Genomic DNA, 24,097 nt, shown 5'->3' on the forward strand with positions numbered 1-24,097 from the left:
CGCAGGGGTCGCTGCCGTGATTCACCGCAGCGACCCCTGCGATGGTGAAGCATGCCATCCTGGCCCTAGGTTCTGCGGCCGAGCCGGAGTACCGTAGGCACCATGCTGCGCGATATTGAGGTTCAGATGCCCGGCGAGACCGTCACACGCTTTGGCGACCTCGCGCCAGGAGCGGCGCTCGTCGTCAACGTCGCCTCAAAGTGCGGATTCACCCCGCAATACGCGGGGCTTGAGGAGCTTCGCCAGGAGTTTGAGCCGCTCGGCCTGGCCGTCATCGGCATGCCCTGTAACCAGTTTCTGTTTCAGGAGCCTGGCACCGACGGCGAGATCGCTGAGTTCTGCTCGCTCACCTACGGCGTCGATTTTCCACTGCTCGCCAAGGGTCGGGTGAACGGCGCCAAAGCAGAGCCGCTGTTCGCAGCGCTGCGGGTGGCAAAAGACCCGACGGGCAAGGCCGGCAAGGTGCGCTGGAACTTCGAAAAGTTTGTCATTAGCCGCGACCCTGCAGGCGGCGGCGACCCCCAGATCGTGCGCTTTAGGTCGGCGACCGAGCCCAATGACCCGGCCCTGCGCGCGGCAATCATGGACGCGCTCGCCTAGCCGCGTCACGTGCGCGGCGGTGCACCAGCGCACCAGCGCACCGACGCACCGACGCACCGACGCACCGACGCACCGACGCACCGACGCACGCCATGATGCCGAACCTGCGGCCATGGCGGCGAGATTGCTGACCGGTGCCGCGATCCGGATCATGCCCCAAAACACCGGCGCGCGAAGTCCCGGCCACCGGAACTTAGCGGGCAAACCCTTGACAGCGCGGCTGATTCCCAGAGATGATGGCCAAAGTTTCGAGGGCATTGATACTTCGCGGGAACATCACGTTTCGCGGGCGCAACCCCTATGCGGCACCACCCTGGCCGCATCCACTCGAAGGCAGGCGAACACTCCTCGAACTCTTGGATGGTTCGCCGCACAGGGGCCACACGGCCACAGCTTCCGACCTCAGTATCGCGGTCGGGGCACCCCGTGCGCTGCAGCGTTTCGTCGCGCAGCCCAAACGAGAGTGACCATCGAGATGACCACAGCTGTTCAAACGATCACCGAAGAAGAAGTTTTTATCGCGCACGAGGGCGGCAAGCTCTCGGTCACCGTTGACCGCCCGATCACTTCCAAGCGCGACCTCTCCATCGCGTACACCCCAGGCGTGGCGCAGGTCAGCCGCGGTATTGCCGCCGATCAAGACCTGGCCAAGTCGTACACCTGGGCGTCGCGCCTCGTCGCCGTCATTTCAGACGGCACCGCCGTGCTCGGCCTCGGCGATATTGGGGCGAAGGCCTCGCTGCCCGTGATGGAGGGCAAGTCAGCGCTGTTCAAAACATTCGCCGGGCTCGATTCCATTCCCATCGTGCTGAACACCACCGACCCCGACGAGATCGTTGAAACGATCGTGCGCATCGCGCCGAGCTTTGGGGCCGTCAACCTCGAGGATATTTCAGCGCCGCGCTGCTTCGAGATCGAGAAGCGCGTCATCGAGGCGCTCGATATGCCCGTGATGCACGACGATCAGCATGGCACCGCCGTGGTCGTGCTCGCGGCACTCACGAACGCAATCAAGGTGGTGGGCAAGGAGCTCACTTCCCTGCGCGTGGTTGTGACGGGCGCGGGTGCCGCGGGCATCGCGGTGGCCGAGATTCTGCTCGCCTCGGGCATCAGCGACGTGATTCTCATCGATTCAAAGGGGGCGCTGGGCTCCTCACGCGCTGACCTCACCGGTGTGAAGCTCGACATCGCCGGCCGGTCAAACCCGCGCCAGATTGCGGGCGGCACGAAGGAGGCCCTCGCGGGCGCCGACGTGTTCATCGGGGTGTCATCGTCGAAGGTGCCCACGGAGCACGCCGAGGGCATGGCCGAGGGCGCGATCGTGTTTGCGCTGTCGAACCCCGACCCCGAGATCACCCCAGAAGACGCCGAATCATTTGCCTCGGTGATCGCGACGGGCCGCAGTGACTACCCCAACCAGATCAACAACGTGCTCGCGTTCCCCGGCATTTTCCGCGGTGCGCTCGACGCGAGCGCCCGTCGCATCACGCTCGAGATGAAGCTCGCTGCGGCGCATGCCATCGCCGAGCTCGTGGGCGATGACCTCGCCGCCGACTTCATCGTGCCGAGCCCGCTCGACCCCCGGGTTGCGCCCGCGGTCGCCGCGGCCGTGATCGCGGCGGTGTAGCTGGCGACTGGGCCGTTCGGGTGGCAGAAAGGGCGGTGGTATCTCAGCGAGATACCACCGCCCTTTCGCGGTTTCTTTGCTAATTCCCTAGCCTGCAGAGGCGGCGGCGAGGTCAGCCACCTCTGCCGCTGACAGCTCAAGCGTCGCCGATGCGAGCAGTGCGGGCAGCTGCTCCACGGTGCGGGCGCTCGCGATCGGCGCGGTGATCACCGACTGCGCACGCAACCAGGCGAGCGATACCGTGGCGACCGGCACGCTGTGCGCCGCCGCAATCGCGTCGAGCGCCGCGAGGGTCGCCCGGCCGCGATCGTCGAGATACTCGGCTGCCCCGGCGGCACGTGGGCTCGCGCCCGCTGCCGTGGTATCGCTCACGTCACGGTACTTGCCCGCGAGGAATCCCTTGGCGAGCGAGAAGTACGGAAATACTGCCAGGTTCTCGGCCTCGGCGACCTCGCGCAGGCCGTTCGTTTCGAACCTGCGCTCCACCAGGTTGTAATGGGGCTGCAGCGCCACCGGCAGGTGGAAGCCACCGTCGCGCGCGATCCGGATCCACTCGGCAACCCGCTCGGCCGTGTAGTTCGAGACGCCAATCGCACGAATCTTGCCGCTGTCTACGAGCGCCGAGAAAGCGGCGACGGTTTCGGCGAGCGGGGTCTCGGGGTCGTCGAAGTGCGCGTAGTACAGGTCGATGTAGTCGGTTTGCAGCCGGGCCAGCGAGGCGTCGACCGCGGCGCGAACATTATCGGCGACGAGGCCCAAGAACTGCGGGTGAGTTGAGACCTTGGTCGCGATCACGACGGCATCGCGGTTGCCGCGCGCCGCCAGCCACTCGCCGATGATCAACTCGGATTCGCCGCCGCCATTGCCCGGCACCCAGTGCGAGTAGCCGTCGGCGGTGTCGATGAAGTTGCCGCCGCCAGCCAGAAACGCGTCGAGCACGTCGAAGGAAGTTTCGCGGTCGGCGGTCCAACCGAAGACGTTGCCGCCGAGGGCAAGCGGGGTAATTTCGAGGGCCGATGCGCCAATGCGCACGCGAGCGGGGTGGGGCATATGTGAAACTCCTTCAGGCGATGCGGGTCACAGTGATCGCGGCCGCGAGGGCCGCACTTCGACGCTAACAGCACCACCCGTGCGAGGCCCGATCGCGCCCGCCAGATGTCGATTCGTGACGCGGGCGAGCGGGGTCTTCTAGGTGGCTCGCTGTGCTGCTTACTTAGCCCGCGTTGCGTGATCCGGATCCCGCAAGCGCCGCATCGATCAGCACCTCGGCAGCAGACCGCGCGACCTGGGCTGAGCCGTTGTTTCCCGAAATCGCAGCGGTGCTCTGTGCCCCTTCGGCGAGCATTGCGAGCTGCGGCCCGAGGGATTCGGGGCCGCCGAGCTGCTCCACAAGCCCGGCAACGTATCGCTGGAATGAGGCCTTATGCTGCTGCACCACGCTGGCAACCTCAGGGTGCGTGGCTCCGAGCTCACCAAACGCGTTGATAAACGCGCAGCCGCGAAAGCTGCCCGTGCAGAACCAGTCGTCGAGATAGTCGTAGATCGCAAGCAGCTGCGCTTTGGGGCTCTCGCCCGCGGCGGTTACGCGCCCGGCGACGCCAGCTTCCCATTCATCATGTTTGCGCGCCAGTACCGCAGCGACGATGTCGTTCTTGGTGGCGAACTGACCATACAGGCGACGCAGTGACACACCGGCGGTCGCGCGCAGTTCGTCCATCCCTACCGCAGCGTAACCCTTGCTGTAGTACAGATTTTCGGCGGCTCTAAGTACCAGTTCGCGTGCCTCTTCATCGGTCATGTTTCCATTGTACTTGACACGAGAACGATCGTTCTCTAAAGTTACAATCACGCAGCGAGAACGATCGTTCTCGCAGTCTTAGTTACTCGATCTAAGGAGCACTCTCATGGGTTACATCACAGTTGGAACCGAAAACAGCACCTCCATCGACCTCTACTACGAAGATCAGGGCGCCGGCCAGCCCGTCGTGCTCATTCACGGCTACCCGCTCGACGGCCACAGCTGGGAGCGCCAGACCCGCGAACTACTTGCTGCGGGCTACCGCGTCATCACCTACGACCGCCGCGGCTTTGGCCAGTCGAGCAAGGTGGGCGCAGGCTATGACTACGACACCTTCGCTGGCGACCTCAACACGGTGCTCGAAACCCTCGACCTCGAGAACGTGATCTTGGTCGGCTTCTCCATGGGCACCGGCGAGCTCGCTCGGTACGTGGCCAAGTTTGGTCACGCCCGAGTAGCCAAGCTTGCCTTCCTCGCCTCGCTGGAGCCGTTCCTCGTTGCCACCGATGACAACGCCTGGGGCGTGCCCCAGGAGGTCTTCGACGGCATTGTTGCTGCCGCCAAGGGCGATCGCTACGCCTGGTTCACCGACTTCTTCTCGAACTTCTACAACCTCGACGAGAACTTAGGCTCGCGCATCAGTCAGGAGGCCGTCACCGCGAGCTGGAACACCGCCATCGCGAGTGCCCCGGTGGCCTCATACGCTGTGGTGTCATCGTGGATCGAGGACTTCCGCAAGGATGTGCAGGCCGTGCGCGCGAGCGGCAAGCCCTCCCTGATTTTGCACGGCACAAAGGACAACATTCTGCCCATCGACGCGACCGCCCGCCGCTTCACGCAGGCGCTGCCCGAGGCCGAGTACGTCAAGATCGAGGGCGCGCCTCACGGCCTCCTGTGGACCCACGCCGCAGAGGTCAACGAGGCACTGCTGGCGTTCGTCGGCAAGTAGTCGAGCACCTCGGTGGACACGGCTTCGTATCGCGGCTGAGCCAACGACCAGTGCGGTCTCGCACGCTCATGCGAACGGCGCGGGCACCCGGCATTATCTGCCAGGCGCCCGCGCCGCCCGTGTTTCCCCGTCGCTTATAGAGGGCTCACACAATTCACTTCAGTTACTGAATTGCGTTGACCTTCCGTGGACGCAGATGCGTCATGCCCGCGTCAACATCAAGTGCGGTACCCACCACTGAGCCCGAGCGCGGGCTCGCCAGATAGGCAATAGCCTCAGCCACTTCGCGCGGCTGCACCATGCGCCCCGTTGCCTGCCGCGCATCAAGCGCGGCCTTCTCGGCAACCGGATCAGCAAACCCCTGCAGCATGCGATCGACAAACGGCGTGTGCACCGTGGCGGGGCTCACACAATTCACGCGAACTCCCTCCGCAATATGATCCGTTGCCATCGCGTAGGTCAGCGAAAGCACTGCGCCCTTAGTCGCGCCGTATAGCGCCCGCTGGGGCAAGCCGTTCAACGCAGCAATCGAGCACAGATTCACGACAGAAGCTGCATCAGAGTTTCGCAGGTGAGGCAGGGCCTCGCGGGTCACGCGAACGATACCCATAACGTTGATGTTGAGAACCTTGGTCCACTCGTCATCTGGGTTATCTTCTACTGTGCCCACTGCGCTAATGCCAGCGTTGTTGACCACGATGTCGATGCCGCCGAAGCGTTCGACGACCTGGGCCACGGCGCTCGCCACAGATTGAGAATCTGACACGTCGCACGCCACACGAAGATACGCCTCATCTGCTCCAGCTGGGTTGAGGTCAAGCACAGCGACTTGTGCGCCACGCTCCGCAAGCACCGCCGCTGTTTCAGCGCCAATTCCAGATGCACCACCGGTAACGATTGCGGTCAACCCTGCAAATTCACTCATGAATGGTTCTCTTCCTCAGTAGTTACGGTGCTGCAACAAACAGCTGCTTGCTCGAACCCAAGCCTTCGATGGACAGCTCCACCACATCGCCGGGACGAAGATAAGGGTTTCCTTCGATGCCGAGGGCTACGCCCGCAGGGGTGCCCGTGTTAATGAGGTCACCCGGGCGGAGCACCATGAACTGGCTCAGGTACCAGATGACGTATTCGATGCCGAAAATAAGATTCTTAGTGTTGCCGTTCTGGTGCAAAACGCCATTCACCGAGAGCCGCAGGTTCAAGTTGCCGGGGTCAGCAATTTCTTCTGGTGTCACGAGAACCGGCCCAAGAGGGTTAAATCGTTCGCAGCTCTTGCCCTTGTCCCACTGTCCCCCGCGTTCGAGCTGAAACTCGCGCTCCGACACATCGTGAGAAAGCACGTAGCCCGCGATCGAAGCCCGTGCAGCTTCAGGAGACTCTAGATAGCGGGCCTCTGCGCCAATTACCACGCCAAGTTCCACTTCCCAGTCGGTCTTCACTGAATTTCGTGGAATATAGACGTCATCGAACGGCCCCACGATGGTGCTCGGATCCTTCATAAACACCACCGGCTCCTTCGGAACCTCAGCGTTCGTTTCTGCGGCATGATCACGATAGTTCAGACCGACACAGACGATCTTGCCGGGCGTCGCGATTGGAGATCCCAACCGGGCCTCCGCATCAAGTTCCTCAAGTTCGCCTGCCGCGAGAGCCTGTTCAACAACCGCTACCGGGTTATTCGAGAGGAAGGCCCCGTCAATGTCTGCGGTGATTGAGGAGAGGCTGAGTCGCCGTCCATCAACCTCGACCGCTGGGGTCTCCTGCCCAAACTCGCCTACCTTGATAAAGCGCATGCTATTCACTCTCTTTCAAATATTCAGGGCGGATGCCTGGTCCCGCTGCAGATTCATAGGCGGCTTCAACGACCGCCATAGTGTTGATGACGTCTTCGACGCTGGTCGCGAGGGTGTCAACCGAGCCTTCAAGGTACCTTTGGATCGCTGCCATCGAGCCGATGAAGGCGTCAGGGAACCAAGACCCAGAGAATTCGACGTCCTCCCAACTGGAGGCGCCATTGCGGTGAATGCGCAAGAGGTCTTCACGCCCGCGGGGATAGTCAAGGAGCAGCCCCATCTGCGCAAAGATTGCGCCTTTGGTGCCCTCCCACTTGACATAGCTTTCTTCGCGTTCTTCGCCATAGATGTGGTCGTGGTTGGTCGCGATGACCACGCGAATGTCTCGACCTTCATAACGAAAGAGGATCACCGTTCGTGAGGTCGCATGTGTTTTCTCGGGGTGACGCTCTGTCACTGCGCTAATCCCAGAAGGATTACCCAAGAAAGACCGGATCAAATCGATGTAGTGCACGCTGTGCATATTGATTTCTAAGCGTTCCAGCTCTAGCACCGGGAAAATCTCCCAGTAGTGCCCCGTAGAGTGGTATAACGAACCCCGAGTAACAACGGCCCCACTGAAAGAACAGCGTGGCCACCGGGGACACCTTCGAGAAGCCTTCTAACTCTCACTCGAAAGGGCATCACACCGATGACCACTCCTTCTATTGTCGACCCTGCTGCTGTTCTCACCCAAGCCCTGGGCGACGCTTCGCCAGATCTGATGCGCACCCTGCTGCACACCATGATCAACACGCTCCTCTCCGCCGAGGCCGACGCGGTCTGCGGCGCCGAGTACGGCACCCCTTCACCAGACCGCACGAACTCCCGCAACGGGTACCGGGCCCGCGAGCTCGATACCCGCGTCGGCACGATCGATGTGCAGATCCCGAAACTACGGCAGGGCAGCTACTTCCCTGACTGGCTCCTCGAACGACGCAAACGGTCCGAGTCAGCGATGATCACCGTCGTCGCTGACGCCTACCTCGCTGGTGTCTCCACGAGACGCATGGACAAACTCGTGAAAACGCTCGGCATTCACTCACTGTCGAAATCGCAGGTCTCTCGCATGGCCACTGATCTCGACGAACACGTCACCGAGTTCCGCACCCGACCGCTCAGTGATGCCGGCCCGTTCACGTTCGTCGCGTGTGACGCCCTCACCATGAAAGTACGTGAGGGCGGGCGAGTGATCAACACGGTCGTGCTCGTCGCGACCGGCGTCAACGCCGATGGGCATCGTGAAGTGCTCGGCATGCAGGTCGCGACGAGCGAGACCGGGGCGGCGTGGAACATGTTCTTCGCGGACCTCGTCGCGAGAGGACTGACCGGAGTGCAGCTCATCACGTCAGACGCACACGCTGGCCTGGTCGAGGCCATGCGGGCCAACTTTCCCGGCACCAGTTGGCAGCGTTGCCGCACCCACTACGCCGCGAACCTCATGTCGGCCTGCCCGAAGCAGATGTGGCCTGCCGTGAAAGCAATGCTGCATTCCGTCTATGACCAGCCCGACGTTGCAGCTGTCGAGGCACAGTTCGACCGGCTCCTGGACTACGTCGGCGAGAAACTGCCTGGCGTGCACGATCATCTCGATGCTGCCCGCGCCGATATCCTCGCATTCACGGCGTTCCCGAAAGATGTGTGGCAGCAGATCTGGTCGAACAACCCCAACGAACGTCTCAACAAAGAAATCAGACGTCGCACTGACGTTGTCGGTATTTTCCCGAATCGAGACGCGATCACCCGGCTCGTTGGAGCGGTCCTGGCAGAGCAATCTGACGAGTGGGCGGAGGGCCGCCGATACCTCGGACTCGAGGTGTTGGCTCGTTGCAGGGTTCGCCTCATCACGGACAACGTTGCTGAGGAGGTGGCTGTGGAACTACCCCTCACGTTGACTGCGTAGCCAAGCTCATTCTCGAAGAATGATCGTTACACCACTCCACGGGACTTGACCGGAGGGTGACCAGGGGCGAGCATGGGTGTGCCGCCGGTCAAAATGATCCGCGCGACCCGCATCGTCGCTGGCCGCTCCTCGGGGTCACGATCGTGACGGTGCACTCGACCAATGCGCTGGATGAGCAGGTCCATCGGTGCAATATCGGTGAACATTGCATCGAAGTCAACGTCAAGGGATGACTCGACCACCTGGGTTGCAACCACAATCATGCGTTTGGGGCGGTCGCCTCTTGGGCCGAGTCGATCGATGAGCTCGTTTTCTCGGACTCCTCGCGACTCCACGGTAAATCTAGAGTGGAAGAGCGCTACATCACCGCCAAGTCGGCTCTCTAATTCGGCGTACATCTGCTGAGCCCGGTCAACGGTATTGCACACCACCGCTACGCAGCCGCCGTTGCTGACAACTGCAAGCACCGCGTCCACCCGGTCTTCATCGTCGATGGATTCAAAAATATACTCCGTGCTTCGCGGCGATGGCTCGGGGGCAACCTGGTGCGTCTGCGTCGCGCCCACTGCCGTAATCAGCGGGTACTCCGTGGCCGCCGCGAGCGCTTGAATCTCTTCGGGCACCGGATCACTCTCACCGATTGGTCTGCGCCGCTCGCCATCAGCTAGCGGCAACCCGTACCGTGCACCCTGTTGGTAGGCGTGCAATAGGGCTTCCCGCTGAGCCGGCGGCAATGTGGCCGAGAGCGCGACGACGGGAGTTCCGTAACTGCCCAACCATTGCAGGGCACGAAGCAGGTAGGTGCGCATGTACTCATCTGCAGCGTGCACTTCATCAATGATCACTACTTTGCCCGAGAAAGACAGGTGCCTCAGCACCCCGTGTCGAGCTTTAAGCGCCATAAACAGTTGCTGATCGATGGTCGCGGCGACGAAGTCTGCGAACGTGTTACGTTTGCGCCCACGCATCCAATAGTTAACCAACGTGTTGGTGGTTTCGTCATAGCTGCGTCGAGATCGTTCTCCTTGATCGCTGAAGAGACCAGCAAAGCGAGAATCGAATTCTGCTTTGGCGTGAGCCAGAGAAACCGTCACCGGCACATCGCCGGTTTCGAGCCATGACAGCATGCGCCCAAACATCGCGTTCGTCGTAGCTCGCGTGGGCAACAGCATCGCAGCCCCGTGCAGCCCAAACTTCGCCGCGAGCGCTTCAGCGGCCGCAAAGCCAGCCTCCGTTTTTCCCTCACCGGTGGGCGCTTCAATGAGCGTGAATGAAGGCTCCTTGATTCCCGCGACCAGCGCGACCACATCTCGTTGCACCGGTCGCACGACTTCGATGCCGAAGCGCTGGTGAAAGTAGCTCTCCACGTCGTTAATCTCTTGGGGTGCCCAGTGCTCCCCAAAACGTAGCTGTTTGAGAGCGCTTCGAGCCCGCTCGTCAGGGCGAGTTCGTTCATGAGCTGGTAGCCCTGCCTCGTATGGAAAGTGCCACTCACTCGAAGCAATCCAGTCGCACACGATCAAGAAACCGGTTAAAAGGGCCTGCACACTTTCGGGAACGCGCGCCGCAAGAATCACCCGCCAGTCTTCATCGCTGAGATCGGCCATCTGGTCTGCACGCTGCAGCAGATCCACGCGCACGCGATGCCATTCAGGGCTCTCGTGCGCCGAAAATTGCGGCGGCACCTGAGTAGCGGCATTAGGGAAGACCCCGTGATGGCCACCGATCACCTCTGCGAGACGCGTCCACGGCCGGTTCCTCCTTCCCAGCCGACCGTCACCAGCCAGGTGCTCGGTTTTGGCATAGAGATAGGTATCGACCGCAAGTTGCCCGGCGAGCCCGTGCGGGTATGCGCTTTGCTCGCGCGGGGTAGGGTCTGGGATGGGAAACTTAAACCCCGTATTCGCCATCAGCTCACGCGCAAACGGCACCTTGACGGCAAATGCCGCGGTGGCTTTACCCACGTCATGGGCCGCAGCGACCCAAATAGAGAGCTTGCGAGCGAGCATTTCGTTCCCCAGGTGCTGCGCCAGCAGCCGTCGCTGAGATTCAGAGAGCCAGCTATCAAACAACTCACTTGCCACCGCAGCCGTGTCGGCAAGGTGGGCGTACAGCGGAAACCAGGTATCGCCGTTCCGGTCGGCTTTCGCCCAGGCGGCTCGAACCAGCGGATCATTCGGTGGCGGCAAGACGATCATGAGGCTCCATTCACTCGGTCAGGATGCCCCTGAGCCTAGCCTCGGCCTCAGACATTCACGTTCGACCGCGTTCATACGAACGTCAAAAGCCGCCCTACCCTACGCAGAGTCTGAAGGATCCTGCTTCTGTAGTCCGTGCAGCCCCATGGTGAGCATCGCGATCGCCGCGCCCACAATGGTGTCGACCACGCGTTCGCCCGCGATGGTTGAGACGTCAGAGATGCCCGCGGCGATCTCATTGATGAACAGCACCAGCGGAGTGATGAGCACGAGAGCCAGCGCATAGTTGCGGGCCACCACGAACTCGATGCTGAACTGGCAGCCGACCAAGATCACCAGCATCACCCATGGGTAGGCCCCCAACGGAGCGATGGCGAAGAACAGCACGGCACCGATCAGCGTGCCGACGACGCGGTGCAGGCCACGGCTGAGGGAGAGCTCGCGCACGGCGACGAGGCCCACCACGGTCACGCCGGTGGCCACAGTCCAGTAGGCGCGACTTGGGTCGAGCCAGAGCAAACTTACGGCCAGGCCCACGACCGCCACAATTGTTACGCGCAGCACGAGAATGCGCCCGCCAGATCCCAGCCACGGCCCAGGCAGCAGCTCCGAGAGCGGTCTCGCAGCGGCCTGACGCACGCGCTTCATCACCAGGGGCGAGATGGATACCAGGTACGCGGTGAGGGTGCCACACAAGAAAAGCGCCAGGTAGATCCAGGGGTCGTTGCGCCGCACACCGTCGTGCACCGCAGTGACGTTAGCCGACAGTCCATACACCAGCACGATAAACACGGGGCCGGGCGGGCCGAGGCGAAACGCGAACGCGATCGCGCAAAACACGATGGTCACGACGACAAGACCGATCGCGACGGCCCAGGGCCAGGGCGAGAGCGCCACACCGGCGCAGGCTGCAGCGAACAGCAACAGCGCCACGATCGGCAGCACCTTGGCTCGCTCTCGCGTGTTCATACCCGAGGCGTAGATCGCGGTGAAGGCGCCACCGGCGGCCTGCAACCCGATTTCTTGGTGCCCCAGAATGGTCGCGATGAGCAACGGAATACCGAGCGCTAACGCGGTGCGGGTAGCGGTGGCCGCGCGACCCCCGGGGCCGGGCGGCAGCCGGAAGAGGCTGCGCAGCGCCGCACCTCCGGCGTCGCGCCAACTGTGGTTAGCTGCGTTCGCCTGATTCATTGTTTCTATTCTACAGCGGCGAACGCAGCCCCTCCTCCATGACGGTTCAGGGGGCGCAGCCCCCTGAACCGATCGCGGTTACAGCGCGCGCAGTACGACCGCGCTGCCCTGGCCGCCGCCACCGCAGATGCCCACGGCGCCGAGGGATCCCGATCCAATCTCGGCGAGCTGGCGCGCCAGCGTGCCGATGATGCGAGCGCCCGAGGCGCCCACCGGGTGACCGAGCGAGATCGCGCCGCCGTGCGGGTTTACGATCGCGGGGTCGATGCCGAGTTCTTGCGTCGACTGCACTCCCACCGAAGCGAACGCCTCGTTGATTTCGACGGCCTGCAGGTCAGCGGCCACAGCGCCACCCGACACCTTCGCGAGGGCCGCGGTGATCGCGCGGGCCGGCTGCGAGTGCAGCTGCACGTCAGGGCCCGCCACAAATGCGGTCGCTTCGACGCGTGCGATCGCGGTGAGGCCGAGGCGCTCAGCTGCGGCCTCACTCACGATGACGAGTGCCGCGGCACCGTCAGTGATCTGCGAGGAGTTACCCGCGGTGATCGTGCCGTCCTTCGTGAATGCCGGGCGCAGACCCGCGAGGGACTCGGCCGTGGTCTGCGCACGAATGCCGTCGTCGGCGCTCACCACGGTGTCGCCGCGGCGCGAGGTCACCGTGAACGGTGCGATCTCACCCGCGAAGAACTCGGCCGAGGCGGCCGCGCGCTGGTGCGATGCCGCCGAGAACTCATCCTGCTGCTCGCGTGAGATGCCCAGCGGGGTGTTACCTGCCTCGGTCAAGATACCCATGCCGGTGCGCTCGAAGGCGTCGGTCAGGGCGTCGTGATCGATCGTGTCAGTGAGCGGTGCCGCGCCGTACTTGGTGCCGGCGCGCAGCTGCATGTAGTGGGGCGCGAGCGACATCGACTCTTGGCCAACGGCCACGACGATCTCGGCTTCGCCCGCGTTGATCAGGCGTACGGCCTGAGATACGGCTTCCACGCCCGACAGGCACACGGCGTTCAGGGTGATCGCGGGCACGGTGAGGGGAATGCCCGCACCCACGGCGGTCTGGCGTGCGGGGTTTTGGCCGGCGCCGGCCTGCAGCACCTGACCGGCGATGACCTGCTCGACCTGATCCGGGGCAATGCCCGCTCGCGATAGCGCTGCCGTCACCGCGTGCGCCCCCAGCACGGTCCCGGGCTGGGCCGCGAACTGTCCAGTGAACTTGGTGAACGGAGTGCGGGCGTAGCCAGCAATCAGCGCAGTCATCAGTGTGTCTCCTCTAGCGTCGTCGGCACGAGGGGTATGAGCACCCATTGCCTAGGCTCTATCTTGCCCGAGTTTGGCGGGGCGGGCTCGGCCGTCTTCGCACAGTCAGGCCGCTCGCGAGTGTGCGACCCGAGCACCGCCCCGCAGCGCTCAGCTGCCGAACAGGCCCGGAATCTTCAGCACAAGCTGCCAGAGCCCGTACCCAAAGGGAATGACGACCCACGCCCACGCCAGCACAATGAGCGGGCGCGGTACCGGGCGATCTTCAGTGCGCTCACTCATGAGCCGCTCCCTTCTCGTTTGCCTGCGCAGTGCGCACGGGCTCGAAATACTTCGGCTGCACCGGGCGAATCAGCTCGTTGCAAACGAACCCAATCACCAGCAGCACGACCATGATGATGAACGCGGGCTGAAACGCGGGTGGCCCGGTCAGCCCGGCCTCGTGCTGCTGCTCTGAGATCGCGTTGATGATCACCGGCCCCAGCACACCGGCGGTTGACCAGGCGGTCAGCAGCCGGCCGTGAATCGCGCCGACCTGGTAGGTGCCAAAGAGGTCGCGCAGATACGCGGGAACGGTCGCAAACCCCGCCCCGTAGAACGAAATGATCAAGATCGTGCTGACGAGAAAGAGGGGCTTATTGGAGTTCCCCATCACAATCATGCCGAAGTACAGCAGCGCGCCGACGCCCAGATAGAGGCGGTACATGTTCTTGCGCCCAAACGTGTCTGAGAGGGTCGACCAGCAGAACCTACCGATCGAGTTCGCGAGCGACAGGATCGCCACAAACCCAGCTGCGGCCGCGGCGAGACCCGCGACGCCAGGGAAGTATTCCTGAAACATGGGCGAGGCTTTCTCAAGAATGCCGATGCCCGCGGTCGTGTTGAAGCACAGCACCACCCACAGCAGCCAAAATTGCGGCGTCTTCAACGCGTTGTTCGCCGACACGTTATTGGTGGTGATGAGGCCGTGGGTTTTTACCTGCCCCGGATCCCAGCCTTGCGGCTGCCAGCCCGGCGCCGGCACACGAATCAGCAACCAGCCGAGCGCCATAAAGATCGAATAGCCCACGGCCAACACGAGAAACGCTTTGCCAATGCCTGCGGGGTCTGGCAGGTGCTCGGCGATGCCCGCGGCCGTATCGGCTGGCGTGTAGTTGCCGCCAAACCTGTTGAGCAGCGAGTTACCCAGGGGCGCCGCGATGAGTGCGCCGCCACCAAATCCCATGATCGCGATGCCCGTCGCGAGCCCGGGGCGGTCGGGGAACCACTTCATCAGCGTCGAGACTGGCGAGATGTAGCCGATGCCGAGCGCGATGCCAAAGACTCCGCCGTACCCCAGCAGCACCAGCCAGTACTGGCTGGTGAAGAATCCCAGCGCGGTCAGCAAGAACCCGACGAGAAAACAGCACGACGATACAAACATCGCCCAGCGTGGCCCGCGCGAATCAACCTGCGTGCCAAATATCGCGGCCGATAGGCCCAGCACGATGATGGCCACGGTGAACGGCAGCGCGCTTTGTACCTCAGAGACCCCGAGGCCGTGCTCGAGCGCGGGCTTAAACACGCTCCAGCTGTACGCCTGGCCGATCGATAGGTGGATCGACAACGCGGCTGGGGGAATCAGCCACCTCGACCAGCCTGGCCGCGCCTCAATGCGCCGTCGTTCTAGGAATCCTGCTTTCATCGGGTCTCCCGTCTTGAGTGGCGCTTCAGCGACACCGCCCGACGCCCCCGACGGCTTCGTTGCCGTCGTCATAAATGACGTCGGTGGGAGCCTACACCCGTCCCCGCGGCTCAAACTAGGCGCCACTTCGATCAATCAGCAGAACCCCGCGGTGAGCAGCCTAGGCTGGAGCGGTGACTAGTTCGAACGTTTCTCGCGCCGCCTCTCGTGCCAAGCCGCGTCCCGTTGCCGCCATCTCGGCAGCTCTCATCATCGCGCTGCTGCTCGTCGGCGGGTACACGGCGACCGTTGCCGCCACCGAGGTGGCCGCCGCCGATGTGACGGCTGCGGGCGACACCGAGCTTACGATCACGGCCGATACGGCTGCCGCGCAGGCGGTTGTTGACGCCCAGCCGCTTCCCACCGCGGTCGGCTGGCTGCACGACGAGGCGGTCTTCACGAACGATGACACCGCCTACCCGCTCGCGAGCATTTCGAAGCTCGTCACTGTGCTGGTGGCGCTCGAGGCCCAGCCCCTCGCCCCCGGCGAAGACGGCCCCACCTACACCTGGACCGACGCCGATGTCGCCCTCCAAAATCACTACATCTCGCTCGATGGGGTCGCCTACCCGATCCCCGCGGGCACCGAGATCACGCTGCGCCAAATGCTCACGCTCATCTTCCTGCCCTCGGCCAATGATTTCGCGTCGGCCTATGCGCTGCAGGTGTTTGGCACCAATGAGGACTTTCTTGCCGCGGTCGCCGATTGGCAGGCCCGCAACGGCATCGAGTCGCTCACGTTCGTCGAGCCCACCGGCATGGATGAGGGCAACCAGGCCAACGCCGCCGATCTGGTGCGCATCGCCCGCCTCGCCCTCGCGAACCCCACCGTCACCCAGTTCACCAATCTGCAGTCTGCCGAGCTGCCCTGGGGCATCGGCGTGATCGAGAACACCAATCCGTTGCTCGCCGAGCTGCCCAATATGCTCGGCCTGAAAACGGGCCGCTCGAGCTCAGCCGGATTCAACCTCATCGCTGCACAAGAAACCGATGCTGCGGGCCGCAAGCTCGTGAAGATCTCGGTCACCATGGGCCGCGGATCGGTCGAGGAGCGCGCGTCTTCTGGCCGCGATATGCTCGCCGCGCTCGAGCCGCTGCCGCAGCTCGTAACGCTCGTCGAAGAGGGCGAGGTGCTGGGCTCGGTGACGACGTTCACGGGCGAAGAGGTTTCTGTCATCAGCTCCGGATCAGCCACCGCCGTGCTCACCCCCGGTGAATCGGCCACGCGCACGCTTGAACTGTCACAGCCCGCCCCAGGCGCTGCGGGGCAGGCCGCGGGCGTGATTATGGTCGACTCCCCCACCGGTTCTGAGGAGATCGCGGTGGTCACCGCCGCGGCGATCGAAGAGGCAACCTTCTGGTGGCGGTTCACGCACCCCCTCGAGTTGCTGCCGTAGCGAGGTGAGGCGGTAGCGAGGTGAGGCGGCGAACGCCGCCTCACCTCCCCTAACCGACCCGGTCGGCCACGATCCGGCGCAGCGCGGCGAGCGTGAGGCCGATCGAGCCGAGGTCGATGCGCTCGTTGTTGCCGTGCACACCCTCGCGGTATTTCTCATAGCTCCATTCGGGGCCCAGCAGCCCGAAGCCGTAGGCGGGGATGCCGATGCCGCGCAGCACTCGGTTGTCTGAACCGCCGGCCGCCATGATGGGCACTACCGGTTCACCGCTCACCTCGGTGACGGCGCGCTCGATCGCCGCGAACAGCGGGGTGGTGGCGGGTGAGGCGGTGGCGGGCCAGCCGCGCAGGTGTTCGATCTCGACCGCATCGGCGAGGTCGCCGAGCATCGCGCGCAGCAGTTCGTCGACCTCGGCGTCGGTGGTGCCGGGGAGGGTGCGAATATCAAGGTCGAGTTCACCGTGCGACGGGATCACGTTGTGGGTATGCCCCGAGCGCAGAATGGTCGGTGAGATCGTGATGCGCGAGATCGCGTGCGCGTACCCCGCGATGCCGCCGAGCTTGGGCAGCACCGCGTCCAGTCGCACGGGGTCGAGCATGCGCTCGGCGAGCTCGGGGTCATCGATACGGGCGTTCACGAACGCCGCCCAGAGCGGGCCGAGCTGGGCGATCGGGGTGACCGAGCTGAGCCGGTTCAGCACCTCACCCATGCGGGTGACGGCGCCAGCGGCACCATAGGGAATGGAGGCGTGGCCGGGGGTGCCGTGCACCACGAGGCGGCGGCCGGCCGAGCCCTTTTCGGCGACCTCGATGGCGACGTGGCGGCCCATGCGCATGCCGCCTGATTCTGAGATCGCTTCGGTGACGTGCACGGCGGCGGCGTGCTCGCGCAGCAGCCAGTGGATGCCGTGCTCGCTGCCGGCTTCTTCATCGGCAACGGCGAGCAGCACGAGGTCGCCGCGCAACGGGGTGTCTGACAGCGCGGCATCGCGCAGCACGGTGGCGAAGGCGGCCGTGAGGTAGAGCATATCGACAGCTCCGCGGCCCCAAATCTCGCCGTCGATGAGTTCGCCGCCAAACGGGTTGCGGCTCCAGCCGTCGGGGTTCACGGGTACCACGTCGAGGTGCCCGACGAGCCCGAGCGCGGGCGCATCGGGGTCGGTGCCACGCACGCGAGCGATCAGTGATGAGCGCCCTGGGGCCGATGCGTACACGTGTACCTCGAGCCGCCCCGTCGCGACCGCACCGGCGAGAAACCGCTGCAGCACGTTGACGTTGCGCACCTCTTGCCCCGATTCCACCGAGCCGTCATTGACGCACGCCTCGCGAATCATGGCCTGCAGCAGTGCCACCGTGTCGTTCAGGCCGGCATCGGTCGCGTCGGCTTCCATCGTTCTCGTCACTCCGGTCTCCCCCTTGAGTCAGCTACCCCCACTCTATGCCGAATACGCTCTCGGCTTCGCGCTCACAAGCCGTTTGCGACGGGGCCCGGCGAATACCTCGACCCTTCGGCCACCTGGGGGCCGGTCACTCTTCGTTCAACTACTGTTCATGCGCTGTTCTTGGCGCCGGCCTCGCACCTTAGAATCGACCCCGGATCATCCCGTTTGGGCCGGGTTTACACCTGGCTCTCGGCGTCGCCCCCATAGTGTGAGAAACATGAATTGTCCCAGTGACGGAACGACCCTGCTCATGAGCGAACGCCAGGGCATTGAGATTGACTATTGCCCGCAATGCCGTGGTGTGTGGCTCGATCGCGGCGAGCTCGACAAAATTCTTGAGCGCGCACAGGCCGAGGCTGAGGCCCTCGCGGCCTCCGCGGCCCCGACCCCGGCCCCTCAACAAGCCCCGCCGGCGCAACAGTTCCAGCAGCAGGCACCGGCCCCCCGGCAGACGCAGCAGCCGTACTTCGGTCAGCCCCGCGTCGAGGATCGTCGCGATGACCGCTATGATTCACGCCGCGATGACCGCTACGCAGACCGCCGCGATGGCAGCTACGATCCTCGCTATAACGGTCGCAAAAAGAAGAAGCCGTTCGACTTCCTCGGCGAGCTCTTCGAGTAGCCGCACCGTTACACACCCGTGACGGCCCCGATTCTGAGGATGGGGCCGCCACGGGTGTATCTAGCTGGGATCATGGGATCCGGATCATGACCCGTCAGCCGCGCGCTCAGTCGCGTCAAGAATTGCAGCGACCCCGGCCCGGTACACGTCCATGCCGCTGATAGCAAAGAGGGCGTCGCGATGCGCGTAGACGTGCGGGTACTCGGCAAGGTTCGTGACGCCGTAGCTGCCGATCCACGGGATCGAGCCGTCGCGTGCCGCGCCCTCGACCGTCATCGCTTCTTGCGCGAGGGCGGCGCCCTGCGACAGTGAGAAGCCCGAGATAGCGGCGTAGGCACGAATCAGGGCATCGCCTGCGAGGCCAGCTTCGGTGAGCTGTTCAAGGATCAGCTCGTCGGCCGCGATATCGCCGATGCCTGCTGCGTCAATCACCGCGCCCTCGCTCGCGATCGATGGGTGTTCGAGGCTCAGCTCGGCCAGCCGGAACAGGAAGGTTTCGATGCGGGAACGCCAGTTTCCGGGGGCTTCGCGGCCTGCTTCGGCCGCGGCCCCGATCAACCGATCGAGCGCGGCGCGGGTGAGCTCGTCTTTGTTGCGAAAGTGGCGGTACATAGCCGTCGCGTCGACGCCGAGGGCCGCGCCCAGTCGTTTAAAGGTGATGCGGCTCGTGGGTTCGGTGCGCGAAAGCTCAAGCACGCCATCCACGATCACCCGTTGATCTAGACGCACTCGCTTGCTGCTGTCTCCCATGCCGCCCCGTTTCCCCTGATTTCGCGCCGCGAAAAGTGAGCGCGACGCAGCTGAGCCCAGTGTACTGCCCGCTCAGGGCCCACAGTCATTGCACGTGTCATATGACGTGTCACATGGAAGGCCGCGGGCCGCTGTAGAGAGGTTACCCGGCCACCTCAGTCACCTCTGCCACCTCAGTCACCTCTGCCACCTCAGTCACCTCTGCCACCTCGGTCAGCACAGTATCGAGCGCCGCGATGAAGTCATCGGCCTCGTCGATCGACAGCGTCATCGGTGGTTTCACTTTCAGCACGTTCTGGCGCTCGCTCGCGGGCTGCACGATGACACCGTAGTGCAGCATACGTTCGCACACCCACTCAGCGGCTGCGCGCGCGGGCTCAAGAGTCACGCGATCTTGCACCAGCTCGATGCCCTGGTACAACCCGGTGCCGTGCACGGTGCCGATGAGGTCGTGGCGCGCGGCGAGCTCAATGAGTCGCTCACGCAGGTGCGCGCCCACACGCAGCGCGTTGCCCTGCAGATCTTCGGCGTCAATCACATCGATCACAGCGGTGGCCGCGATCGCGCTCGCGGGCGCCCCGCCCGCCGAGGAAAAGAACATGCCTTCGCGTGCGAGCGCGTCGACGACCGCGCGGCTCGTGATCACCGCCCCCACCGGATATGCGTTGCCCGCCGCCTTCGCGACGGTAATAATGTCAGCGCGGGCCCCCAGCATTTCGTGGCCGAAATATGCGTGGCCCAAACGGCCATAACCCACCTGCACTTCGTCTGCGATCGCGAGACCACCGTGCGCCCGAATCGCGTCATACACGGCCGGCAGGTACCCCGCGGGAGGAATGATGCCGCCCGCGTTACCGATCACGGGCTCGCACACGAACCCCGCGGCGGGAGTGCCCACGGCCTCGAGTTCAGCAAGCTTCGCTGCGAAGTCGGCCACGTAGGCCGGGCCGGCCGCTGTGCCACGGTGCGGGCCGCGGTACGAGTTGGGAGCATCGACGATGTGAACCCAGTCGGGGCGCGAGCCCGCCGCGCCTGGGTTATCAAATGCCGAGGTGGTGACGGCATCTGAGGCCATCGTCCAGCCGTGGTAGCCCTCGCGTGCGGCTACGATGCCCGCCCGTCCCGTTGCCACCCGCGCCATGCGAATCGCAAGATCGACCGCTTCCGACCCGCTGTTGACGGGAATGACAACGTCGAGCTCGGGGTTCGCGACGTGTGCCAGCAGCTTCTCAGTGAAATCGGCGTACGCCCGGTACAAGAAGCGTGAATTTGTGTTGAGCAAGTGCAACTGCCGCCCGACCCGGTCGGCAAGCACAGGATGTGAGTGCCCGATCGCGGTGACGTTGTTCACCATGTCAAGGTAGGCCCGGCCGCGGGTTTCCACGAGCAGACTGCGCCACCCGCGCTCAATACGCGGCGGGTCTGTATAGAACCGCTCTGCGGCCCCGCCCAGCGCGTGATTGCGGCGATCCTGCTCGGTAAGCCGCTCGAACTCGGGGTCAGCGACCGATGTGATCTCCCACCCGCATATAGGCGACGGGTCGAGCGCGTCATCGCTCTCGTACTCGGCATCAAACGGAGCGAACGGGGCCGCCTCGGGCGCCGCCGGGCCGCTCGCTGCGGCATCCGGGGAGCGTTCGATGCGACGCATGATCCGGATCGAAGACTCCCCCACCAGCCCCACGACGTCGCCCGCCCGTACCCGGCCGGGAGCGGCGGTGGGTGCGACGCCCGCCATGCGCAGCACCACACCCGCGTCGATAAGCTCAAGGTCAGCATCGTCGAGGGCCCCCGAGCCCGGCAACACCGTAAGTTCGCCCGCGAACGGGGCCCGAATCTCTGTGCCGGGGTGCGCCCACAGCTCAATACAGCGCGCCCGGGGCTCGGCATCGGCGGCGCCAATACGTGCGGGCACCCGCGATAGCCGCGCTTCGCCGAACCGGGCGACCACAGCCTTCGGGGTCGCGCTATTCGCGGGGGCCGCGCCGTTCGCTAGGGTCGCAACAGCCGCCGCGTCGGCGGCTGGAGTAACAGCTTCGAGTTTCGCAGATCCGCGTGCCACTGACGAAGCGCCCGCCAGCAGCGTGGCTGCGAGCCGCGCTTCGATGCCAGATTCAAGCCAGGCCCCGCGATCGAGCCATTCGCTGTCAATGCCGAGGTCAAGCACGGCAGGTGCACCAGGCACAGCAAGCCCGGCAGGCGCAGCGAGCACTTCGGCCACCGTTGCTCCCGTGACCAGTGGTGCATAGCTCAGGCCCGCGCGATGCGAGAGCCCCGCCGCGAGACGCATCTGGGCCTCGGCCACCGCGGGGTCGATCGCGGTCGCCTCGGCGAACACGCGCCACTCATGGTCCATACGCTCGCGGGCGTAATCGTTCCCCGGATCAATATCGAGCTGACTCCATCCGCTCACCGCGAGGGTGGCGCCGCGCAGCACGATGAGGGGCCACAGTGCGTGACACTCGGCGCCCGAGAGTGGGGTGCCCGCCCGGCGCATCTCGTCGGCGAACCCGCGCACTGCGCGCCCGGCGTGGGCGAGACTGCCGGTGCGGCCGAGCACATCGGCCGCGGTGACCGCGAGCTCAGCGATTCGCCACGAGAGCCCGGCGTCGCCGAGATCGATGACCCACAGCCCGCCGTCTGCGGCACGCATCACGTTATCGGTCGTGATATCGCCATGGATCACCTGAGTCGGTAGCTCGGCCTCGACCGCAGTAACCTCGGCAGCAGCGACACGTGCGGCAGCCAGACAGATCTCGCGCTTGTTAGCGGGCAAGTAATGGGCGAGTTCTTCGATGACGGTGAGCGCGTTACCGAGCTCCCACTGGCTCGGGGCCGCTGCGGTAGCCGCTGCGTTGGCGGCCGCGTTCAGCGCGCTCGATACGGGTCGAGCTGGGGCCTCGCACTCCGCGTTACCCGCCAGCGCGGCCACTGTGCGGCCTGCAATCCGACCCAACTGCTCAGCACGTGCGCCGCTAGTGCGGGGCTCTGATTCAAGTGCTTCGCCTTCGATCCAGGCAAACCCGCGCACCGCGACCGTGAGCCCGTCGGCGGTGACGGCCGTGGTGACAGCGACGGTCGAGTCATCGGTGTGCTCGGCATGCCCAGAGGCAACCGCGGCCGATTCGGCAGCGAGCCGCACCGGCGCAGTTGCCATCTCCGGCCCAGTTGCGACCGCCTGCAGCAGCCGCGGAGTCTGCACCCCCGCCTCGGTGAGCGCATCGATGACCAGACGCTGCAGCAGGCGGCGCTCTACGGGCGCATCGGGGTGGTCAAATTTCAGCAGCATCGCCGCGTCTTCGCCAGCGATACGAAAATTGCGGTCTTGCTGGCTGCCAAGTTCGGTGACTGCCCCGTCAATGCCGAAGAGCTCGGCCGCAAGGCGCTGCGCCGTCACGGCGTCGATGCTCGGCCGCGCAAGTAGCCAGTGATTGTTCGGTGCAGTCATATCGCCCTCCAGGTTGGTCCACTCGTAACGGTACCTGACATCGAGCATCTGTGAAGTAATGATTCGTTACCCTAAGACCATGCCCGCGAACACAAGCGCCATCTCTGCGCGCCAACCCGACGAAGTTGATCTCGATGCCATTGACCGTGTGTTGATTAGCGCGCTGCAAGAGGACGGTCGGCTGAGCTACGCCGATCTAGCCAAGCTCGTCGCGCTCACCCCCGGAGGGGTGCGTAAACGCGTGATGCGATTGGAGGAACAGGACGTCGTACAGGTCGTGGGCGTGACTGACCCGCTGCGCATGGGCTATCGCAGCATGGCGATGCTCGGGGTCTCAGTACGAGGAGACGCCGAGGTTGTCGCAGATGCGCTGAGCGCGCTCGACTGCGTCATCTATGTCGTGTTCACTGCGGGTCAGTTCAACCTCATGGTTGAGGTAATTGCCGAAGACCAAGACGATCTGTTCGCAGTCATCAATCGTGACGTCTCTGGCATTTCTGGCGTGATCCGCGTCGAGTCGTTTCCATATTTCTCCATCCATACGCACCGCTTCGGCTGGGGCACGCGCTAACGCGGTGGCCGTTCGTTGGGAGCGATATCCAAGAATTCCTCACCAAAGAGCGCCAACTGATCTGGCGCCTGCTGGCTCGGGGATGACGCCCTTGGCATCGGATCCATCAGGTGTGCGCCGTCGCCGCGCAGCGGCCGCACCTCATGCGTGCGCAGCTCGCATGACACTGAGATCGCCATTGCGGTCACCGCATTTACGAGGTGCTGATCTCCCAGCGTTGCCGGATCGAGCCACTCTGCCGTCAGCTCATCAGCCAAGAAGACGGGCATGCGGTCGTGCAAGTCTGTCATTTTGCCCGCCGAGGGCTGGGTCAAGATCGTGGTGGTGAGCGTCCACCGGTCGTCACTGCCCGGCGCACGCCACCACGAGTACAACCCCGCGAGAATGAGCACGGGTGCCGGCCCAAAGATTGCGTGCGGTACCCGTCTTTCTTTGGAGCCCGTCCACTCGTAGAAACCCGATACTGGGATGGCGCAGCGAGCATGCTGCACCGCCGCTTGAAATGTCGGCTTCTCTGCCGCAGTTTCTGCGCGAGCGTTAAACGTAGGAAACTTTGAGTTCAACTGTTTAGCCCAGGGCGGGGCGAGTGACCAGTGAGCAAGTTCGAAGTGCTTGCTACCAGTAACGGGATCAGTGAGCGCAATTGCGAGCGCTCTAGTGGGCGGGATGTTCCAGCTCGACGCGGCTCCTTGCGGGGCAGCAGTGAGCCACTCAGCGAGGGCGGTGTCACCGGCCACCCTCAACATCTCTTCGTAATCCACGATCACCCTACCGCACATGCCCTCAGGCT

Annotated in this window: 21 protein-coding genes; 7 read left to right on the forward strand and 14 right to left on the reverse strand. The window is 64.2% G+C overall.

The features are described 5' to 3' along the window. Positions 1 to 102 precede the first annotated feature (102 nt). Together JOF28_RS07690 and JOF28_RS07695 are read left to right on the forward strand one after the other, a co-directional pair. Positions 103 to 600 carry a glutathione peroxidase gene (locus JOF28_RS07690; RefSeq protein ID WP_209705233.1) on the forward strand — a complete coding sequence of 166 codons (498 nt, stop codon included), beginning with the start codon at positions 103 to 105 and terminating at the stop codon, positions 598 to 600. 475 nt (positions 601 to 1,075) lie between these two features. Beyond that, the gene (locus tag JOF28_RS07695) at positions 1,076 to 2,227 is read left to right on the forward strand and encodes an NAD(P)-dependent malic enzyme (protein WP_209705234.1); all 1,152 of its coding nucleotides are present in this window, start codon (positions 1,076 to 1,078) and stop codon (positions 2,225 to 2,227) included. An 87-nt stretch (positions 2,228 to 2,314) separates the two neighbouring features. Here the strand turns inward: JOF28_RS07695 and JOF28_RS07700 are convergent, their stop codons facing one another. Both JOF28_RS07700 and JOF28_RS07705 read right to left on the reverse strand, forming a co-directional pair. Continuing rightward, entirely contained in the window at positions 2,315 to 3,277 is a 963-nt protein-coding gene (locus JOF28_RS07700; protein WP_209705235.1) for an aldo/keto reductase, read from the reverse strand. 163 nt (positions 3,278 to 3,440) lie between these two features. Further along, a complete protein-coding gene (locus tag JOF28_RS07705) occupies positions 3,441 to 4,025 on the reverse strand; it encodes a TetR/AcrR family transcriptional regulator (protein ID WP_209705236.1) in 585 nt (194 codons plus the stop codon). A 106-nt stretch (positions 4,026 to 4,131) separates the two neighbouring features. On the opposite strand from JOF28_RS07705, the gene JOF28_RS07710 reads away from it, so the two are divergent. After that, the gene (locus tag JOF28_RS07710; RefSeq protein ID WP_209705237.1) at positions 4,132 to 4,974 is read left to right on the forward strand and encodes an alpha/beta fold hydrolase; all 843 of its coding nucleotides are present in this window, start codon (positions 4,132 to 4,134) and stop codon (positions 4,972 to 4,974) included. A gap of 163 nt (positions 4,975 to 5,137) precedes the next feature. Here the strand turns inward: JOF28_RS07710 and JOF28_RS07715 are convergent, their stop codons facing one another. The 3 genes from JOF28_RS07715 to JOF28_RS07725 are packed head-to-tail and all read right to left on the reverse strand — an operon-like array spanning position 5,138 to position 7,323. Further along, the gene (locus JOF28_RS07715) at positions 5,138 to 5,899 is read right to left on the reverse strand and encodes an SDR family NAD(P)-dependent oxidoreductase (RefSeq protein ID WP_209705238.1); all 762 of its coding nucleotides are present in this window, start codon (positions 5,897 to 5,899) and stop codon (positions 5,138 to 5,140) included. A gap of 22 nt (positions 5,900 to 5,921) precedes the next feature. Then, positions 5,922 to 6,770, reverse strand: a complete 849-nt coding sequence (locus JOF28_RS07720; RefSeq protein ID WP_209705239.1) for a fumarylacetoacetate hydrolase family protein — start codon at positions 6,768 to 6,770, stop codon at positions 5,922 to 5,924. Position 6,771: 1 nt separating this feature from the next. Continuing rightward, on the reverse strand, positions 6,772 to 7,323 hold the full coding sequence (locus tag JOF28_RS07725) for a Gfo/Idh/MocA family oxidoreductase (protein ID WP_209705240.1): 552 nt from the start codon (positions 7,321 to 7,323) through the stop codon (positions 6,772 to 6,774). A gap of 138 nt (positions 7,324 to 7,461) precedes the next feature. On the opposite strand from JOF28_RS07725, the gene JOF28_RS07730 reads away from it, so the two are divergent. Then, entirely contained in the window at positions 7,462 to 8,712 is a 1,251-nt protein-coding gene (locus JOF28_RS07730) for an IS256 family transposase (protein ID WP_071044057.1), read from the forward strand. Positions 8,713 to 8,738: 26 nt separating this feature from the next. On the opposite strand, the gene cas3 is transcribed toward JOF28_RS07730, so the two are convergent. The 5 genes from cas3 to JOF28_RS07750 form a co-directional block, all read right to left on the reverse strand. Continuing rightward, positions 8,739 to 10,910, reverse strand: a complete 2,172-nt coding sequence (gene cas3, locus JOF28_RS07735) for a CRISPR-associated helicase Cas3' (RefSeq protein ID WP_209705241.1) — start codon at positions 10,908 to 10,910, stop codon at positions 8,739 to 8,741. Positions 10,911 to 11,009: 99 nt separating this feature from the next. Beyond that, positions 11,010 to 12,101, reverse strand: a complete 1,092-nt coding sequence (locus JOF28_RS07740) for an FUSC family protein (RefSeq protein ID WP_209705242.1) — start codon at positions 12,099 to 12,101, stop codon at positions 11,010 to 11,012. Positions 12,102 to 12,179: 78 nt separating this feature from the next. Next, complete coding sequence (locus JOF28_RS07745) at positions 12,180 to 13,355, reverse strand: acetyl-CoA C-acyltransferase (RefSeq protein ID WP_209705243.1); 1,176 nt, start codon at positions 13,353 to 13,355, stop codon at positions 12,180 to 12,182. 150 nt (positions 13,356 to 13,505) lie between these two features. Beyond that, positions 13,506 to 13,637, reverse strand: a complete 132-nt coding sequence (locus JOF28_RS14695; protein ID WP_280909314.1) for an MFS transporter small subunit — start codon at positions 13,635 to 13,637, stop codon at positions 13,506 to 13,508. Continuing rightward, the gene (locus tag JOF28_RS07750) at positions 13,630 to 15,111 is read right to left on the reverse strand and encodes an OFA family MFS transporter (RefSeq protein WP_342452120.1); all 1,482 of its coding nucleotides are present in this window, start codon (positions 15,109 to 15,111) and stop codon (positions 13,630 to 13,632) included. The genes JOF28_RS14695 and JOF28_RS07750 overlap by 8 nt, the downstream gene beginning before the upstream one ends. Before the next feature lie 101 nt (positions 15,112 to 15,212). Here JOF28_RS07750 and JOF28_RS07755 point away from each other — a divergent pair, with 101 nt between their 5' ends. Further along, positions 15,213 to 16,475, forward strand: coding sequence for a D-alanyl-D-alanine carboxypeptidase family protein (locus JOF28_RS07755; RefSeq protein ID WP_209705244.1), 1,263 nt, complete (start codon positions 15,213 to 15,215; stop codon positions 16,473 to 16,475). A gap of 49 nt (positions 16,476 to 16,524) precedes the next feature. Here JOF28_RS07755 and JOF28_RS07760 read toward each other — a convergent pair whose 3' ends face one another. After that, positions 16,525 to 17,877, reverse strand: a complete 1,353-nt coding sequence (locus JOF28_RS07760; RefSeq protein WP_342452121.1) for a M20/M25/M40 family metallo-hydrolase — start codon at positions 17,875 to 17,877, stop codon at positions 16,525 to 16,527. 256 nt (positions 17,878 to 18,133) lie between these two features. Here JOF28_RS07760 and JOF28_RS07765 point away from each other — a divergent pair, with 256 nt between their 5' ends. Continuing rightward, complete coding sequence (locus tag JOF28_RS07765; RefSeq protein WP_209705245.1) at positions 18,134 to 18,538, forward strand: TFIIB-type zinc ribbon-containing protein; 405 nt, start codon at positions 18,134 to 18,136, stop codon at positions 18,536 to 18,538. An 84-nt stretch (positions 18,539 to 18,622) separates the two neighbouring features. On the opposite strand, the gene JOF28_RS07770 is transcribed toward JOF28_RS07765, so the two are convergent. Further along, entirely contained in the window at positions 18,623 to 19,288 is a 666-nt protein-coding gene (locus JOF28_RS07770; RefSeq protein ID WP_209705246.1) for a TetR/AcrR family transcriptional regulator, read from the reverse strand. Positions 19,289 to 19,430: 142 nt separating this feature from the next. Beyond that, on the reverse strand, positions 19,431 to 22,736 hold the full coding sequence (locus tag JOF28_RS07775) for an aminotransferase class III-fold pyridoxal phosphate-dependent enzyme (RefSeq protein ID WP_209705247.1): 3,306 nt from the start codon (positions 22,734 to 22,736) through the stop codon (positions 19,431 to 19,433). A gap of 79 nt (positions 22,737 to 22,815) precedes the next feature. On the opposite strand from JOF28_RS07775, the gene JOF28_RS07780 reads away from it, so the two are divergent. Further along, positions 22,816 to 23,307, forward strand: coding sequence for an Lrp/AsnC family transcriptional regulator (locus JOF28_RS07780; RefSeq protein WP_209705248.1), 492 nt, complete (start codon positions 22,816 to 22,818; stop codon positions 23,305 to 23,307). Here the strand turns inward: JOF28_RS07780 and JOF28_RS07785 are convergent. After that, a complete protein-coding gene (locus JOF28_RS07785) occupies positions 23,304 to 24,086 on the reverse strand; it encodes an SOS response-associated peptidase (RefSeq protein WP_280909315.1) in 783 nt (260 codons plus the stop codon). The two genes, JOF28_RS07780 and JOF28_RS07785, sit on opposite strands and share 4 nt — an antisense overlap. Positions 24,087 to 24,097 lie beyond the last annotated feature (11 nt).

The sequence above is a fragment of the Leucobacter exalbidus genome, from assembly GCF_017834145.1.
GTDB lineage: Bacteria > Actinomycetota > Actinomycetes > Actinomycetales > Microbacteriaceae > Leucobacter > Leucobacter exalbidus.

Excerpts from the sequence above, each read along its gene's own strand:
- JOF28_RS07710 (WP_209705237.1), top strand. The coding sequence starts at position 4,132 with ATGGGTTACATCACAGTTGGAACCGAAAACAGCACCTCCATCGACCTC.
- JOF28_RS07695 (WP_209705234.1), top strand. The coding sequence starts at position 1,076 with ATGACCACAGCTGTTCAAACGATCACCGAAGAAGAAGTTTTTATCGCG.
- JOF28_RS07775 (WP_209705247.1), bottom strand. The coding sequence starts at position 22,736 with ATGACTGCACCGAACAATCACTGGCTACTTGCGCGGCCGAGCATCGAC.
- JOF28_RS07690 (WP_209705233.1), top strand. The coding sequence starts at position 103 with ATGCTGCGCGATATTGAGGTTCAGATGCCCGGCGAGACCGTCACACGC.
- JOF28_RS07745 (WP_209705243.1), bottom strand. The coding sequence starts at position 13,355 with ATGACTGCGCTGATTGCTGGCTACGCCCGCACTCCGTTCACCAAGTTC.
- JOF28_RS07730 (WP_071044057.1), top strand. The coding sequence starts at position 7,462 with ATGACCACTCCTTCTATTGTCGACCCTGCTGCTGTTCTCACCCAAGCC.
- JOF28_RS07770 (WP_209705246.1), bottom strand. The coding sequence starts at position 19,288 with ATGGGAGACAGCAGCAAGCGAGTGCGTCTAGATCAACGGGTGATCGTG.
- JOF28_RS14695 (WP_280909314.1), bottom strand. The coding sequence starts at position 13,637 with ATGAGTGAGCGCACTGAAGATCGCCCGGTACCGCGCCCGCTCATTGTG.
- JOF28_RS07750 (WP_342452120.1), bottom strand. The coding sequence starts at position 15,111 with ATGACGACGGCAACGAAGCCGTCGGGGGCGTCGGGCGGTGTCGCTGAA.
- JOF28_RS07705 (WP_209705236.1), bottom strand. The coding sequence starts at position 4,025 with ATGACCGATGAAGAGGCACGCGAACTGGTACTTAGAGCCGCCGAAAAT.
- JOF28_RS07785 (WP_280909315.1), bottom strand. The coding sequence starts at position 24,086 with ATGTGCGGTAGGGTGATCGTGGATTACGAAGAGATGTTGAGGGTGGCC.
- JOF28_RS07780 (WP_209705248.1), top strand. The coding sequence starts at position 22,816 with ATGCCCGCGAACACAAGCGCCATCTCTGCGCGCCAACCCGACGAAGTT.
- JOF28_RS07715 (WP_209705238.1), bottom strand. The coding sequence starts at position 5,899 with ATGAGTGAATTTGCAGGGTTGACCGCAATCGTTACCGGTGGTGCATCT.
- JOF28_RS07720 (WP_209705239.1), bottom strand. The coding sequence starts at position 6,770 with ATGCGCTTTATCAAGGTAGGCGAGTTTGGGCAGGAGACCCCAGCGGTC.
- cas3 (WP_209705241.1), bottom strand. The coding sequence starts at position 10,910 with ATGATCGTCTTGCCGCCACCGAATGATCCGCTGGTTCGAGCCGCCTGG.
- JOF28_RS07740 (WP_209705242.1), bottom strand. The coding sequence starts at position 12,101 with ATGAATCAGGCGAACGCAGCTAACCACAGTTGGCGCGACGCCGGAGGT.
- JOF28_RS07700 (WP_209705235.1), bottom strand. The coding sequence starts at position 3,277 with ATGCCCCACCCCGCTCGCGTGCGCATTGGCGCATCGGCCCTCGAAATT.
- JOF28_RS07765 (WP_209705245.1), top strand. The coding sequence starts at position 18,134 with ATGAATTGTCCCAGTGACGGAACGACCCTGCTCATGAGCGAACGCCAG.